9 protein-coding genes and 4 pseudogenes are annotated in these 15,354 nt (G+C 60.4%); 1 reads left to right on the top strand and 12 read right to left on the bottom strand.

The window, feature by feature from the left end:
* Positions 1-6: 6 nt before the first annotated feature.
* From ASD99_RS08540 to ASD99_RS08530, 3 genes are read right to left on the bottom strand one after another with little or no spacing between them, the layout of a single operon-like run.
* Positions 7-1,191 carry a malate--CoA ligase subunit beta gene (locus tag ASD99_RS08540; protein WP_057143313.1) on the bottom strand — a complete coding sequence of 395 codons (1,185 nt, stop codon included), beginning with the start codon at positions 1,189-1,191 and terminating at the stop codon, positions 7-9.
* 13 nt (positions 1,192-1,204) lie between these two features.
* Positions 1,205-2,170, bottom strand: coding sequence for an HpcH/HpaI aldolase/citrate lyase family protein (locus ASD99_RS08535; RefSeq protein WP_057143312.1), 966 nt, complete (start codon positions 2,168-2,170; stop codon positions 1,205-1,207).
* Positions 2,171-2,193: 23 nt separating this feature from the next.
* A complete protein-coding gene (locus ASD99_RS08530; protein WP_057143311.1) occupies positions 2,194-3,384 on the bottom strand; it encodes an aminotransferase class V-fold PLP-dependent enzyme in 1,191 nt (396 codons plus the stop codon).
* 43 nt (positions 3,385-3,427) lie between these two features.
* Between ASD99_RS08530 and ASD99_RS33185 the strand changes: the two genes are divergently transcribed.
* On the top strand, positions 3,428-3,706 hold the full coding sequence (locus ASD99_RS33185; protein ID WP_156388950.1) for a hypothetical protein: 279 nt from the start codon (positions 3,428-3,430) through the stop codon (positions 3,704-3,706).
* 350 nt (positions 3,707-4,056) lie between these two features.
* On the opposite strand, the pseudogene ASD99_RS31935 reads toward ASD99_RS33185, so the two are convergent.
* The 9 genes and pseudogenes from ASD99_RS31935 to ASD99_RS08495 form a co-directional block, all read right to left on the bottom strand.
* Positions 4,057-5,020: pseudogene (locus ASD99_RS31935) on the bottom strand (transposase).
* 122 nt (positions 5,021-5,142) lie between these two features.
* Positions 5,143-5,526, bottom strand: coding sequence for a hypothetical protein (locus ASD99_RS33180; protein ID WP_156388949.1), 384 nt, complete (start codon positions 5,524-5,526; stop codon positions 5,143-5,145).
* 334 nt (positions 5,527-5,860) lie between these two features.
* Entirely contained in the window at positions 5,861-7,165 is a 1,305-nt protein-coding gene (gene glyA / locus ASD99_RS08520) for a serine hydroxymethyltransferase (RefSeq protein WP_057143309.1), read from the bottom strand.
* 42 nt (positions 7,166-7,207) lie between these two features.
* Positions 7,208-9,961 (bottom strand): phosphoenolpyruvate carboxylase, encoded by a 2,754-nt coding sequence (locus tag ASD99_RS08515; RefSeq protein WP_244497664.1) that lies wholly within the window; start codon positions 9,959-9,961, stop codon positions 7,208-7,210.
* Positions 9,962-10,274: 313 nt separating this feature from the next.
* Positions 10,275-10,727, bottom strand: a pseudogene (locus ASD99_RS31930) (transposase); the annotation flags it as partial.
* A gap of 121 nt (positions 10,728-10,848) precedes the next feature.
* Positions 10,849-11,684: pseudogene (locus ASD99_RS08505) on the bottom strand (3-hydroxybutyryl-CoA dehydrogenase).
* A gap of 121 nt (positions 11,685-11,805) precedes the next feature.
* Positions 11,806-12,048 (bottom strand): annotated as a pseudogene (locus ASD99_RS34605) (citrate/2-methylcitrate synthase); the annotation flags it as partial.
* A gap of 71 nt (positions 12,049-12,119) precedes the next feature.
* A partial coding sequence (gltA, locus tag ASD99_RS08500; protein ID WP_244497670.1) for a citrate synthase occupies positions 12,120-13,177 on the bottom strand: 1,058 nt, incomplete at its 3' end.
* A 158-nt stretch (positions 13,178-13,335) separates the two neighbouring features.
* A complete protein-coding gene (locus ASD99_RS08495) occupies positions 13,336-14,928 on the bottom strand; it encodes an isocitrate lyase (protein WP_057143308.1) in 1,593 nt (530 codons plus the stop codon).
* Positions 14,929-15,354 lie beyond the last annotated feature (426 nt).

Genomic DNA, 15,354 nt, shown 5'->3' with positions numbered 1-15,354 from the left:
CTCCCGTCAGCCTGCTTTTTTCATAGTAGCCGCTTGCCACGCAGCAACCGCCTTTTCGGCGGCCTCGGCCAACGTGTCTGCGACGATCACGTCCTCACCGGATTCGGCGAGGATGCGTTTGCCTTCTTCGACATTGGTGCCGGCCAGCCGCACCACGAGCGGAACGTTGACGCCGACCTCACGGATCGCCTTGATGACGCCTTCGGCCACCCAGTCACAGCGGTTGATGCCGGCGAAGATGTTGACGAGGATGGTCTCGACATTCTTGTCGCCCAAAACCGCGCGGAACGATTTCGCAACCCGCTCGGGCGAGGCGCCGCCACCGATGTCCAGGAAGTTGGCCGGTTCGCCTCCGGCAATCTTGATCATGTCCATCGTTGCCATGGCCAACCCGGCGCCGTTGATGATGCATCCGATGTTGCCGTCGAGGCCGACATAGGACAGGCCGCGGTCGCTGGCGAAGGTTTCGCGCGGATCCTCCTGCGACTTGTCGCGCAATTCGGAGATTTCTGGGCGGCGGAACAGCGCGTTCTCGTCGAACGACATCTTGGCGTCCAGAGCCATCAGATTGCCGTCACGCGTAATAACGAGTGGATTAATCTCGAGCATCGAGGCGTCATAGTCGCGAAACACGCGGTAGCAACCAAGCAGCGTTTCGGTCGCCTTGCCAATCAGGTTGCTCTCGAGACCAAGCCCGAAGGCGATCTCGCGCGCCTGATACTGCTGCATGCCCGCGCCAGGGTCGACGGTCGCGCGAATGATTGAATCAGGCTGCTTTTCCGCGATCTCTTCGATCTCCATGCCGCCTGAGGCAGAGGCGACGATCATCACCCGCTCGGCCTTACGATCGAGGACAAAGGCGAGATAGATTTCCTGGCGGATGTCGACGGTCTCTTCGATATAGAGCCGCGACACCAGCTTGCCGCGCGGCCCGGTCTGGTGCGTCACCAGCTTTCTGCCCAGCATTGCCTCGGCCGCATTGCACACTTCCTGGTCGGACTTACAGATGCGGATGCCGCCAGCCTTGCCGCGCGCACCGGAATGGATCTGCGCCTTGACCACCCATTTGCCGCCGCCGATCTCGCTGGCACGGTATGTCGCCTGCTCGGGGCTATAGGCCAGACCGCCGCGGGGAATGTGGACGGAATAGCGCGAGAGAAGTTCCTTCGCCTGATATTCGTGAATGTCCATGTCGAGTTCCTCTTCAGACGTGTGCGGCAGTGCGCGGCTGAGCCGACCGCTCGATGGCCTCGTGCGTCACCAGGACGTTGCGCGCCATGCGTTCCGACGCAGCGTCGATCATCTTGCCGTCCAGCGCCGCGGCGCCCTTGCCCTGCTCTTCCGCTTCCTTGAGCACCTCTATGATCCGGCGGGCGCGGGTGACTTCCTTCTCAGGCGGCGAGAACACATCGTTGGCAAGCTCGATCTGGGAGGGATGGATCGCCCACTTGCCTTCGATGCCCAGGGCTGCGGCGCGCCGGGCGGCCGCCATGTAGCCGTCGGGATCGGAGAAATCACCGAACGGACCGTCGATGGCGCGCAGACCATAGGCCCGGCAGGCAACCGTCATGCGCGACAAGGCCGCGTGCCACTGGTCGCCGGGGTAATCGGGGTTCAGCCCGCCGATGTTGACGGTGCGTGCCTTGCAGCTTGCGGCATAGTCGGCGACGCCGAAATGCATTGCCTCCAGTCGTCCCGGAAAAGCAGCGATCGCCTCGACATTGGCCATGCCGAGCGCCGTCTCGATCAATGCCTCAAGACCGACACGCGTCCGAAAGCCTTTGGCCATTTCGATTTGGTTGACCATGGCCTCGACCATGTACAGATCGGCCGGGACGCCGACTTTCGGTACCAGGATCGTGTCCAAGCGGTCGCCGGCCTGTTCCATCACGTCCACCACGTCACGATACATATAATGCGTGTCGAGGCCGTTGATGCGCACCGAAACGGTCTTGCCCTTGGCGCGCCAGTCGATGTCGTTCAGTGCCTGGATTATATTCTTGCGCGCCCTCTCCTTGTCGGGCGGGGCGACCGCATCCTCGATATCGAGAAAGACGAAGTCGGCGGCGCTGTTGGCTGCCTTGTCGATCATCTCAGGATTCGATCCTGGAACCGCGAGCTCGCTGCGCTGGAGACGCAACTTGCGAAGGTGGTTGATGGTGTGGCTCATGATCTTTCCTCCCGATTGACTGGTCATGCCGCCTTGGCGAGCGTGGTTTTGTTCGAAAGACAGAAATGCTCGATCGCCGCGCCGACACCTGATCCGGCAGCGATCTTCACGCCGCAGTCGAGCAACGCCATTTCGGCAGCTGAGAGTGCCCCGCACACCATCACGTCGTTCAGCCAGCCGAGATGGCCGATGCGGAAGACTTTTCCGGCGACCTTGCTGAGGCCGACGCCAAGTGAGGTGTTGTAGGCTTGGTAAGCCCGCCGAACGACCTCCGCGCTGTCGATGCCGTCAGGGACCAGGACAGCGCTGACCGTGTCTGATTGCCACTTCTGCTCCTTCGCGCAGAGGCGGAGTCCCCAGGCATCGACCGCCCTGCGCACGCCGCCGGCAAGCCGGTGATGGCGGGCAAAGATGTTTTCGAGGCCCTCCCCGGCGATCAGGTCGAGCGAGGCGCGCAGGCCGCGCAGCAACTGGGTTGCCGGCGTGTAAGGGAAGTAGCCGGTATCATTGGCCTTGATCATGTCGTCGAAGGAGAAATAACAGCGATGGTGCTTTGCGGTCTTGGCCACCGCAAGCGCCTTCTGGCTAACGGACAGGAAGCCCAGTCCGGCGGGAAGCATGAAGCCTTTCTGCGAGCCGCTGACAGCGCAGTCGACGCCCCATTCCTCCTGCCGGAAATCGATCGAGCCGATCGACGAGACGCCATCGACAAACAGCAGTGCGGGGTGACCGGCGGCGTCGAGCGCGGCGCGGACGGCGGCGACATCGCTGGTGACGCCGGTCGCGGTCTCGTTGTGCGTGCAGAACACTGCCTTGATCTGGTGCGTCTTGTCGGCCTGCAGCCGCTCGGCGTATATCTCGACCGGCACGCCGGTTCCCCATTCGCAATCGATGGCGTCAACCTGCATGCCGAAGCGTTCGGCCATGTCGATCCACAGATGCGAGAACTGGCCAAAGCGAGACATCAATACCTTGTCGCCCGGGCTGAGCACGTTGGTCATCGCCGATTCCCAGCCGCCGGTTCCCGACGAGGGGAAGATGAACACACGGCCCGTCTCATTCTTGAAGACCTTCTTCATGTCCTCGAACAGCGGCAGGGTGAATGCAGGGAAGCTCGGCGAGCGCATGTCCTCCATGGAGACGTTCATCGCCTGCCGGACCGATTCCGGAACATTGGTCGGCCCCGGTACGAAAAGGTGATTGTATCCAGCCATGACTTCTTCTCCTCAGTTCGACGCAAGGGACCGGGTCAGGACCATGTCTGATCAGGACCGTTGTCTGATTTCCCATGAGGAATACCTTCTCAAAGAGACCGGAAAAACACCTGTCCGGATAGGAAATGTCGCCGCTCGGCATCGGAAAAACCCCAGAGTGAGGAGGCAGGAAAAAACCGAACGGATAGGCTGGACCTACCCGTCGGAAGGCTTGCGCGCGGGCGTGGCCGATGTCAGCCGTGGCGATGTCAAAACCATGACTGTGCCGATCGGAGGCAATTGGGATGCCTCGGCCAATGCATTAATGGCGTTGCCCCTATAAATCTCCGGCTACAGCCGATCCCATCGCAACGGCATCGGCTGATATTCCGATCGATGTCAGTGCGGCGTTGCCGTGTCGGATCGGCGCAGCAGCAAGGGGTGGACTATCAAAAATGCGTCGCGTCCGATGAAATTCATGTCGCGCGCTTTAAATCTTTGTTTTCATGCATGTCCAATACCGATCAGGACTTTGGTGACATGCATCATATGTGGCTGGACACCTCGAACTACCGGCATTTCCACGACCGGTAGTGCCGTTGCGAACGGCCTGATGTGCGCCGGTGGGTTCGGTTTCGGTCGTTGGAGCCGATTGCTGGTGGCGATTTCGGCATCGCGGCTGCGTTTTCCGCGCTAGCATGCGGGGGCAGTTCGCCCTTGGTGCCAGACATGGCGGGTGAAATTGGAGGCGAGATTGGCCATGTCGATCCTTGTCTGGCCAGCGCGATACCGATGGTCCGCCCGAAAACAGGCCCCTGCGAGACTTGTGCTGCGCGAAGCGCGGATTTTTGAGCGTCGGCCATTGGCCCGTGCCATCGCCTCGCTCATCGGCCGGCCTTGAGCCGATGGTGTTCTTGTACAGCACGGTTCGAAGCTGCGCCCCGTCATAAGCCGAGCAGTTGGTGTCGTTCCAGCCGCGGATGAAGCCGTGGGGCGATCGATCGAGGCATGGTTCTTGTAGCCGAAGGCGGGAACGGCGATATCGCGCTGCTCCGTCTTTCCCTCCTCGCCGGCCTTGGCCTTCGAGAACTTCACCGTCCAGCGCGTCCCGGTCCTTCTGGCGCAGCTTGGCTGGCTTCTTCTGACACTCGTCCGGCACCTTTCCTGCCTTGATGTCGGGCCTTTCGGCATCGCTGTTGCGCTGCTTCGGCGCCGCCACGATCGTGGCATCGACGATCTGGCCGCCCATCGCCAGATAGCCCGCCTTGCCGAGGTGCTTGTCGAACCGGGCAAACAGGCTCTCCGCCGCCCGAGCCTGCGTAAGGTGTTCCCTAAACACCAGATCGTTTTGGCGTCGGGAACCTTGTCGCCGAGCCCCTGCCCGAGGAACCGCATGAAGGAAAACCGGTCGTGGATCTGAAACTCGGCCTGATCGTCCGAGAGACTGTAGAGCGCCTGCAGCACCATGATCTTGAACATTATCACCGCATCGAAGGGCGGCCGGCCGCCTTTGGCGCCATCGGACCGCTTCAGCGCCTTGGCCAAAGGCTTGCGGAAAAAAAGGCACCACCGTGTTCAGCTTCTCCAGTGGATCGCCGGCCTCGCTCAGCCGCACATAAGGCTCATCAATGTCCCAGAACCCCGCCCCTCCCCGCATCCAACGCCTCCGAGCAAATCACCAGGCGAAGTGAATCAAAATGCGCTCCCGATATGCGAGGTTTATCGAGGTGTCCAGCTGGCTATAGAGTGTGGGGCCGTCGTGGAGGCGGAGGGGCGCTCCTATGGCGCGGCTGCGACCCCGCGGCGTTCGTAGCAGAGCGCAAGCATCAGCCTTGCACCATCGGCAAATGTCGGGCGACCACCTTCAAGCGACACCCTGTCAGCCGGCCGCAGGATGGCGAAAAGCGCGTCGAGCGTTCGCCTTGGGAGCAGGTCGGTACAATCACTCATCCGACAGAAGATGGAGCTGATCATCAAATGCCGTCCATCGACCTGGATCCTGGGTTCGTCCGCGTCGGCGCCCCGTTTGTCACAGAACTCTAAAGCATCTTGAAATGCCAGGTGCAGCCCGATCGGCGCGTGCCCATCGTGAAGCGGAGCCAGAAATTGCGATGCTTCGCAGCGGCCGCCATGCGGAAAACAGCATACATCAATCTTTTCCATGAAAACGATGGCCTCCACTCGATCACCACCTTGCTCAGCGCACTTGTAACCGTGACGCTGACGTGGATTGGACTTTGCCTATCTGTTAAGTCTAGCTCGACGAAAGCGGCAGATGCCGCCTCCAGATATGTCTCGGTCTGATGCTCGGGACAAGTTCGAAACGGTCGTCCCGCTGGATCATATCGCCGAGCGCAGCCAAAAACAGCGGATTTTGTCCAGCGATCATGACCCTGACTCTGTTGACTTCATACATGGGCGTATCATCAATCCCGGCATATCGATGCTCAGCATCCTACACTCCCGCGCTAAATTTGCGCTTCCCACGCGACCCAAATCACTCGTATATTGGGAACTTGCGTACCAGCGCGCACACCTCATCGCGAACCTCACGCTCGACGGCAGCGTTGCCATCTTCTCCATTGGCCAATAGCCCGTCGACGACCTTCATCGTCAGTTGGCCCACCAGGCGGAAATCCTCGGCAAGAAAGCCGCGTGTCGTGCAGGCGGGCGTCCCCAACCTGACTCCCGACGTGATAGCGGGGCTTTGCGGATCGAAGGGAATGCCGTTCTTGTTGCAGGTGATGTGAGCGCGGCCAAGTGCTGCCTCCACGGCCTTTCCGGTAAGCTGCTTGCGGCGCAGGTCGACAAGCATCAGATGCGTGTCGGTTCCACCCGAGACGATGTCGACGCCGCTCGCCGCGATGGTTGCCGCCAGCGTCTTGGCGTTGGCGACGACGTTTGCCGCATAGCTCTTGAACGCGGGCGTGAGAGCCTCGCCGAATGCAACCGCCTTGGCGGCGATGACATGCATCAGCGGTCCGCCCTGCAGGCCGGGAAACACCGATGAGTTGATCTTCTTGCCAATCTCCTCGTCGTTGGATAGCACCATGCCACCGCGCGGCCCGCGAAGCGTCTTGTGCGTGGTGGTGGTCACGACATGCGCATGCTGGAGCGGATTGGGATGGACGCCGCCGGCGACGAGACCGGCAAAATGCGCCATGTCGACGAACAGCTTGGCGCCGACCTCGTCGCAGATGCCGCGAAACACCTGGAAGTCGATGATGCGGGGATAGGCCGAGCCGCCGGCGAGTACGACTTTCGGGCGGTTCTTGAGTGCAAGGTCGCGGACCTCGTCATAGTCGATCCGCTGGTCTTGCGGCCTCACGCCGTAGGAGACGACATTGAACCATTTGCCGGACTGGTTGACCGGAGAGCCATGGGTCAGGTGCCCGCCAGCGGCGAGATTGAGCCCCATGAACGTGTCGCCCGGCTGCATCAACGCCATGAACACCGACTGGTTCGCCTGGCTGCCGGAATTGGGCTGGACGTTGGCATAGGAACAGTTGAACAGCGCCTTGGCGCGATCGCGTGCCAGGTCTTCGACCTCATCGACATACTGGCAGCCGCCGTAGTAGCGCCGGCCGGGATAGCCCTCGGCATACTTGTTCGTCAGCACCGAGCCTTGCGCCTCAAGCACGGCCTTGGAGACGATGTTTTCCGAAGCGATCAATTCGATCTCCTCGCGCTGCCTGTGCAACTCGCGATTCATCGCCGCGCTGACGGCCGGATCGGATTCGGCCACGCCTGCGTGGAAGAACTGGTCCAGGCTGCCGAGGCCCGGTCTTGTGGGAACGTTCATGAGGACCCTCCTGTTCAGGCGCGACAGCGCCGTCCCTAGTTTCTAGCCGGTCCATCCAAGGCCGGCGGATATGCAATTGATCGACAGCAGAAGCGCATTGATTGCCCGCTTCGGACTTGGTGTTGAAGCATTATGTGTTCGGACCTCGTGCAGCAGTTGGACCTGAAGCCGGTGGATGTCGTCCATCTGCGGACGAATGCGGTCGAAGTGACGCTTGAATGCCGGGAAGCGGGTCGACAGATCGACTCGTCCGGTGATCTCCCCAATCATCCGACGCGTCAGCTCATACTCGGAGGCGATCTTCCTGTGGATGCGCTCGCCGGTTTCTGGTTCGCTGACAAGCCCAGCGTAGAGGCGACCGATCTCCATGTCGGCCTGGTAAAGCGTCTTATCGACCTCGTCGACGATGAGGCGGAAGAAGCGCGAGCGCTCGAACATCTGCTTCAGCAGGTCCGCGCCATGGTCACCGCGCACTGTCACAAAGGAATTGAGCGCGCTGCCGATCCCATACCATCCGGTCAGCAGATGGCGGTTCTGGCTCCAGGCGAAGACCCATGGGATGGCGCGAAGATCGGCGATGCTGCTGGCGCCGAACCGGCGCGGCGGGCGCGATCCGATTTTCAGCAGTGCAAGTTCCTCGACCGGGCTTGCCTGGTTGAAATAATCGATGAAGCCGGGCTCGTTGATGAGGCTGGCGTAAGACGCCTGCGACATGCCGGTCAGTGCCTCGAGCGCCTCTTCGAACTCCGGATTGTCCTTTAGTTCGGCCTCGTCGGCCGACTTGACGCTATGGGCAAGCACGCTCGCCGCCAATATCTCAAGTTGATAGAGGCCCGTCCCGCGATTGGCGAATTTCGATGACACCACCTCGCCCTGCTCGGTCACGCGCATGACGCCACCGACCGTTTGCGCCGGCTGTGCCGCGATCGCCCTGCCGGTCGGCGCGCCGCCACGGCTGACCGATCCACCGCGACCATGGAAAAAGCTGATCTTGATCTGGTTTTTCTGGCCGGTCCGGGTGAGGCGCTTCTGCGCCTTGCTCAGTTCCCAGTTGGAGGCGAGGAATCCGCCATCCTTGTTGGAATCCGAATAGCCGAGCATGATTTCCTGGCGGTTACCAAAATCGCGTATCGAGCGGCGAACAATCGACGTGCCGAGCAACTGGTCCATAATCTCGGGAGCGGCCCGCAAGTCCCCGATCGTTTCGAAAAGCGGCACGACTTTGAGCCTGATCGTGCCCGAGCCGTCGAGCGCGGTTGCCAGACCGCAATACTGGGCGACGAGATAGACGGCCAGGATGTCCTCGGGCGACTGCGTCATCGACAGGATGAAGGCGCCAATCGACGTGCTGCCGGTGCCCACCGCGGCATCGCGAATCACGTCGAACAGATCGAGGAGCTCGCGGGCCTCCTCGGTAAGCTGGTTACGCTTTATCTCGAGCCGTTCGCCGGCATGAAGGCCTTCGCGGATGCGCGCCGACCATTGCGGGGTTCCCGGGCGGGGTGCCGTCGATTGTGCTGGGGCGACCGCGGCAAACAGTTCGGCCAGGACCCGGTTCACCACCGTCGAGTTCTGTCGGATATCGAGCGATACGGTGCGAAAGCCAAAGCTGTCCAGCTGCCGCAGCAGCGGCTGAACGAACCGCTTGGCGATCAGGCTGCCCCCGATCCGATCGAGCACGTTCGACAGCGAAAGTAGATCCTTCCTGAAGGACTCTTCGTTCGGGTAGGCAACGCCGCTCCCCTGACCGCGCAGCGCCTCGAGCCGGCGCAGCATGGCGGCGGCGAACTGCCGAAGCGGCTCGTCGGAATTCCTCGCCGCGATCTCTTGCCTCCCGCCGCTCTTTTCAAGCGCGACCGCCAGCGCCGGCCCAAAGACCTCTGGGATGTCGACAACGTTCGAGCTCGCGCTCAGCACCGTGACCAGACGCCGGACCTGTCCCTGATACCACTCGATCGCGGCATTGCGGCATTCAGACAGGGCAAATGCCGTAATCTTCGCCGTCACATAGGGATTGCCGTCGCGGTCGCCGCCGATCCACGAACCGTAGCGCATGAACGGCGGCGCCTTGAGATCATACTGCGGATAGTGACGCCGCAAAGCTCCGTCGAGCGTCTCGTAAAGCTGTGGCGTCGCCTCGAAGATCACCTCACGGAAGAAATGCAGCCCCCAGGCGATCTCGCGCTCGACGGACGGCCGTTCTAGCCGCAGCTCGCCGGTCATCCACAAGATCTCGATCTCGCTCTTGAGATCGCGGATCAGCAACTCGCGCTCGCGCGGCGCCCATCTTTGCTGTTCCAGCTCGGTCAGCTTGCGGTAGATGCGGCGGTGGATTTCGAGCACCGTGACGCGTTTGGCCTCGGTGGGATGCGCCGTCATGGTCGGGCCAACGCAAAGACTGTCCAGCACCTCCTGCACCGCTTCTGGCGAATAGCCGCGCGCGGCTATGTGGCCGATGACATTGGAAAACGATCCGACGACCTCGTCGGAGCCGCCGGCCTGCTCAAGCTCGCGGCGTGAGCGCATTGCGTTGAGTTCGTTGGCAATGGCGAGCAGCTGAAACCAGACTCCGCTAGCCTGCAAAGCGGCAATGCGCCGCTCTTTGGGAAGCGTGTGGAGATCGACCAGCCCGTTGAGCACCTCCGCTATGTCGGGCTCGCGCTCATTGACGACGGACAGCAACAGGCGAAACAGGAGGCTTCTCGCATCCTCGCGGAAACCAATTGGCCGGCTTTCCTCCAAGGCGTCACCCTGTTCTTCGTAAGAGCGGTGTGTGTGTTCCAGGAGCGTGATCATCTTCGTGCCTTCGCGGCCTGCTGAAGTACCTAAGAGTCTGCCGATATTCCTAGTAGAATAAAATTTTTATGCCGGTGCATTGCGCATCCAGTGCACGCTGCATGTGACACCTTTAAGCAACGTTTTTTGCCTGTGAGGAACGCCCGAACGGGTAGATTCGGCATTCATTCGGGTAGCGTAAGCACTGATCAATTAGTGACCGCGAAGATCGCTCCCGGTTGGGAAAGAGCGCGGTTCCACGGCCAGACTTTGCGCAAGGAAGGATCGTAGCTGACCCTTGATCCCCGTTGCTCTCCGGCATCGGCCGGGATGATCAGCGCGCCACGGCTGGCCGGCTGATGAGTAGATCATCAGCTCATCTGACTAATGGTCTCAAGGGTCATGTAGCGCGCTCGTGGCACGGCCCGTTCATCATTCTGTCCGAGCAGCAAGGCGCCGACGAGGCGGACAAAGGCATCGTCATTGGGAAAGATGCCGACGGCCGCGGTACTCCGCTCAATCTCGCCGTTGAGCCGCTCGATTGATGGAGTGAAGCTTGTCTCCTTCGGAAAGGTCATGTAGGCGAGCACATCGTGTTCGGCTTCATCCATGATGGCGGCGAGCTTCGGTACCTTCGGCCGGATCTGATGAGCAACGGCGCGTCATTGCACGCTTGCGGCCTCGGCCGTCTCCTGGGCAAACGCGATGGCGATGAAGGCCGTGGACCCGGCGCCCCCGCTCCTGCCGGCATGCGCCAGCACGTTGCGCATAAATGAACCCGGCAGCGTGCTAAGATGATCAGTGTTTCTTAAACGCGATCCACATGATAGCCGCGCAAACTCAGATTGCAGTGCCAACTCAACCGGCCTTATGGGATTTTGCTCCTGGAGCCGTGAATCAAAACAGTTTCAGCGCGTCGGAACCGGATGCTCGCCACGGTAGTCGTAGAAGCCGCGGCCGGTCTTGCGGCCGAGCCAGCCGGCCTCGACATACTTCAGTAGCAGCGGACAGGGGCGGTATTTGGAATCCGATAGGCCCTCATGCAGCACCTGCATGATCGACACGCAGATGTCGAGGCCGATGAAGTCGGCAAGCTGCAGTGGCCCCATCGGGTGGTTGGCGCCGAGCTTCATGGCGGTGTCGATGGCACCGACGGTGCCGACGCCCTCATAGAGCGTGTAGATCGCTTCGTTGATCATCGGCAGCAGGATGCGGTTGACGATGAAGGCCGGAAAATCCTCCGAAACTGTGATCGTCTTGTCGAGCTGCTTCACATAGGTCTTTGCCGCTTCGAAGGTCTGATCCTCGGTGGCGATGCCGCGCACCAGCTCAACCAGCTTCATCAACGGCACCGGGTTCATGAAATGTATGCCGATGAAGCGCTCGGGCCGGTCCGTCTGCGCGGCAAGCCGCGTGATCGAGATCGATGAGGTGTTGGTCGCCAGGATGGCTTCGGGATTGAGCTGCGGGCAGAGCTGGGCGTAGATCTTGCGCTTGATCGTCTCGTCATCGGTCGCCGCTTCGATCACCAGATCGGCGCCGGCCAGATCGGCCATCGCCGTCGCGGCGGCAATCCGCGCCATCGCCTGGTTGCGCAGCTTCTCATCAAGTGTGCCGGAGCCCACTTGGCGGGCCATGTTGCCGCTGATGGTGGCGATGCCTTTCTCGACCGGTCAGGCGATATATCGTAAACCAGCACCTTGTAGCCCGCCAGCGCCGATACGTGGGCGATACCGTCCCCCATTTGACCCGCACCGATTATGCCGATCTTTTTGTCATTGCTGCCATCCCATCTTATTCCGAGCGGGTCCAGGTGTTCCTTCAAGAACCAGTCGTCGTGTTTCGCCATGACAAGACCCAAGCTCCTAGGTTGCTATGCGGTCCAGCATAGCAACATACTCGCGCCTTCTGGGGCCGGTATAGAGCTGCCGTGGACGGCCGATCTTCTGGTGCGGGTCCTCGATCATCTCCTTCCACTGCGCGATCCAGCCAACGGTGTGGGCGACCGCGAACAACACTGTAAACATGGTGGTGGGGAAGCCCAGCGCCTTCAACGTGATGCCGGAATAGAAGTCGACATTCGGGTAGAGCTTCTTCTCGATGAAATAGGGATCGGTCAGCGCGATCTTTTCCAGCTCCATGGCGATGTCGAGCAGCGGATCGTCCTTGATGCCGAGCNTTCGGGTAGAGCTTCTTCTCGATGAAATAGGGATCGGTCAGCGCGATCTTTTCCAGCTCCATGGCGATGTCGAGCAGCGGATCGTCCTTGATGCCGAGCTCGCCAAGCACCTCATGCGCCGTCTTCTGCATGATCTTGGCGCGCGGATCGTAGTTCTTGTAGACGCGGTGGCCAAAGCCCATCAGCCGGAACGGGTCGTTCTTGTCCTTGGCGCGGGCGATGAACTCCGGGATGTGGTCGACATGCCCGATCTCGCCCAGCATGTTCAGCGCCGCTTCATTGGCGCCGCCATGGGCGGGGCCCCACAGGCAAGCGATACCGGCCGCGATGCAGGCGAACGGGTTGGCGCCCGACGAACCGGCGAGACGGACGGTAGAGGTCGAGGCGTTCTGCTCGTGATCGGCGTGCAGGATGAAGATGCGCTCCATGGCGCGCGCCAGCACCGGATTGATCTTGTACTCCTCGCACGGCACCGCAAAGCACATATGCAGGAAGTTGGCGGCGAAGTTCAACTCGTTCTTCGGGTAAATGAAGGCCTGGCCGATATGGTATTTGTAGGCCATCGCGGCGATCGTCGGCATCTTGGCGATCAGCCGCATCGAGGCGACCATGCGCTGGTAAGGATCGGAAATGTCGGTGGAGTCATGATAGAAGGCCGACAGCGCGCCGGCCATGCCACACATCACCGCCATCGGGTGCGCGTCGCGGCGGAAGCCGGTGAAGAAGCGCGACATCTGCTCATGCACCATAGTGTGGCGCGTCACACGGTAATCGAAATCGTCCTTCTGCGCCTTGGTCGGCAGTTCGCCGTAGAGCAGGAGATAGCAGACTTCGAGGAAGTCGCCGTGTTCGGCCAACTGGTCGATCGGATAGCCGCGATGCAGCAGAATGCCGGCATCGCCGTCGATGAAGGTGATCGTCGAATCGCAGCTTGCCGTCGAGGTGAAGCCGGGATCGTAGGTAAAGGCGCCTGTTTGATCAAACAGCTTACCTATGTCTATCGCGTGGGGACCCGTCGTGCCCGGGTGGACGTCAAGTACGCACTGGCGCCCGCCCATCTCCAAGACTGTAGTTCCCAAGTCCATTGTCGCACTCTCAATCGGAGGACGGTGGGATCGCATGACACCGAAGCCAGGCTTATAATGGCCCGTTGCACGAGAAAGGCTTACGCGAGCGCTAGCTGAAGCGCCCACCTAAACGACTAGCTCTCAAGCAATCACGCGACGAACTGATTCATGGTGTTTTGAATGCCGCCCGCCGTCAGCGCCGCCTCACCAGCGAAATACTCCTTGTGGTCATCGCCCAAATCGGAGCCGGCCATGTTCTGGTGTTTGACGCAGGCAATTCCTTGACGAATTTGGCGGCGCTGCACGTTGGCCACGTATCCCAACATCCCCTGTTCGCCGAAATATTCCTTGGCGAGATTGTCGGTCGACAGCGCGGCTGTGTGGTAGGTCGGCAAGGTGATCAGATGATGGAAAATGCCCGCACTGGCGGCCGCGTCGCGTTGGAAAGTGCGGATCTTTTCGTCAGCTTCGAGCGCGAGCTCCGAGCTGTCGTAATCTGCGCTCATCAGCTTCGTGCGATCATAGCTGGCAACCTCCTTGTCTTGTGAGAGCCAAGCGTCGAAAACCTGCTGCCGAAAGTTCAGCGTCCAGTTGAAAGATGGTGAGTTGTTGTAGATCAGCTTCGCGTTGGGAATAACCTGGCGAATGCGGTCTACCATGCTTGCGATCTGCTGGATGTGCGGCTTTTCGGTTTCGATCCAAAGAAGATCCGCGCCGTTCTGTAGGGCAGTGACGCAGTCCAAGACACACCTGTCCGCACCGGTGCCTTCCCGGAACCGGAAGAGGTTGGAACGGAGCCGCTTTGGCCGGAGGATCTTGGAGCCTCGGGCAATTAGGACGTCTCCGTTTGAAAGCTCGCGATTGGCAACTTCTTCGCAATCGAGGAAGGAGTTGTAGAGGTCACCGATGTCGCCCTCCTCGGCACTGAACGCGATCTGCTTGGTGAGACCGGCGCCAAGTGAGTCGGTGCGCGCGACGATAATTCCATTGTCGACCCCAAGTTCAAGGAAGGCATACCGACAAGCGCGGATCTTGGCGACGAAATCCTCGTGCGGAACCGTGACCTTGCCGTCCTGATGGCCGCACTGCTTTTCGTCGGATACCTGGTTCTCAATCTGGAGCGCACACGCCCCGGCTTCGATCATTTTCTTGGCCAGCAGATAGGTGGCCTCCGCGTTACCAAACCCAGCATCGATGTCAGCAATGATGGGCACGATGTGGGTTTGGTAGTTGTCGACTGAGTCCAACAGCCGGCGCTCGTGTGCTGCATCGCCGCGTTCTCTTGCCTTGTCGATTTCTCTGAAGATCATGCCAAGCTCGCGAGCATCGGCTTGACGCAGGAATGTATAGAGCTCCTCGACCAACGCAGGAACGCTGGTCTTCTCGTGCATCGACTGGTCGGGCAGCGGCCCGAACTCGGAACGAAGCGCCGCTACCATCCAGCCTGACAAATAGAGATAGCGGCGATCGGTTGAGCCGAAATGCTTCTTTATTGATATGACCTTTTGTTGCCCGATGAATCCATGCCAGCAACCAAGAGATTGGGTGTACTTGCTGGAATCTTGATCATAGGCGGCCATGTCTTGTCGCATGATAGCAGCGGTGTACTTGGCGACGTCGAGGCCGGTCCGAAACCTGTTCTGCAGCCGCATGCGTGCGACTGCTTCCTCCGATATGCCTCGCCAATTCGCATTGGCCCGAATTACGCTGACTGCTTCTTCGAGAGTGTTCAGGTACGACATCGTTCGTGCAAGCCCTTTAATGAAGATTTCATTGTCTAGGCTAGCTCGGATTGGGGGCTCTGTAGAGGGCCGTTTTTGTCATGCTGTAAGACTTTACAGCTGTTGTTGGTAACTATGTAATGTTTGTAATCGTGTCCCACCTAAGCGGCGTTCGGGGTAGGCGTTACGGCCGGGGGCGCATCATGGATGCGGTGGAAATGGCTTCATCGTGATTGCTTGCAAGGGCCAAGCCGGCAGACTCGCCCCGACCCTCTCGGCAGCCCTCGGCCACCCCAAATTGCCGGGCGCTTCGCCACCACTTTCAACTTCGTGATGCGTCGCGGGGTACGGCTCTTTGGTCCAAACATTCAGACGCCGGAGAGCAGCGCATGGCCCATAACATCGAAGACCCAGCCAAGGATGAATATTTGTTAACGGAACAACTTT

Origin of the sequence: Mesorhizobium sp. Root695 (genome assembly GCF_001428185.1) — a bacterium.
In the GTDB taxonomy this organism is placed as follows: Bacteria; Pseudomonadota; Alphaproteobacteria; order Rhizobiales; family Rhizobiaceae; genus Mesorhizobium.
Note: the sequence above shows the minus strand (reverse complement) of the source record. Positions and strands in the feature narration are given on the sequence as shown.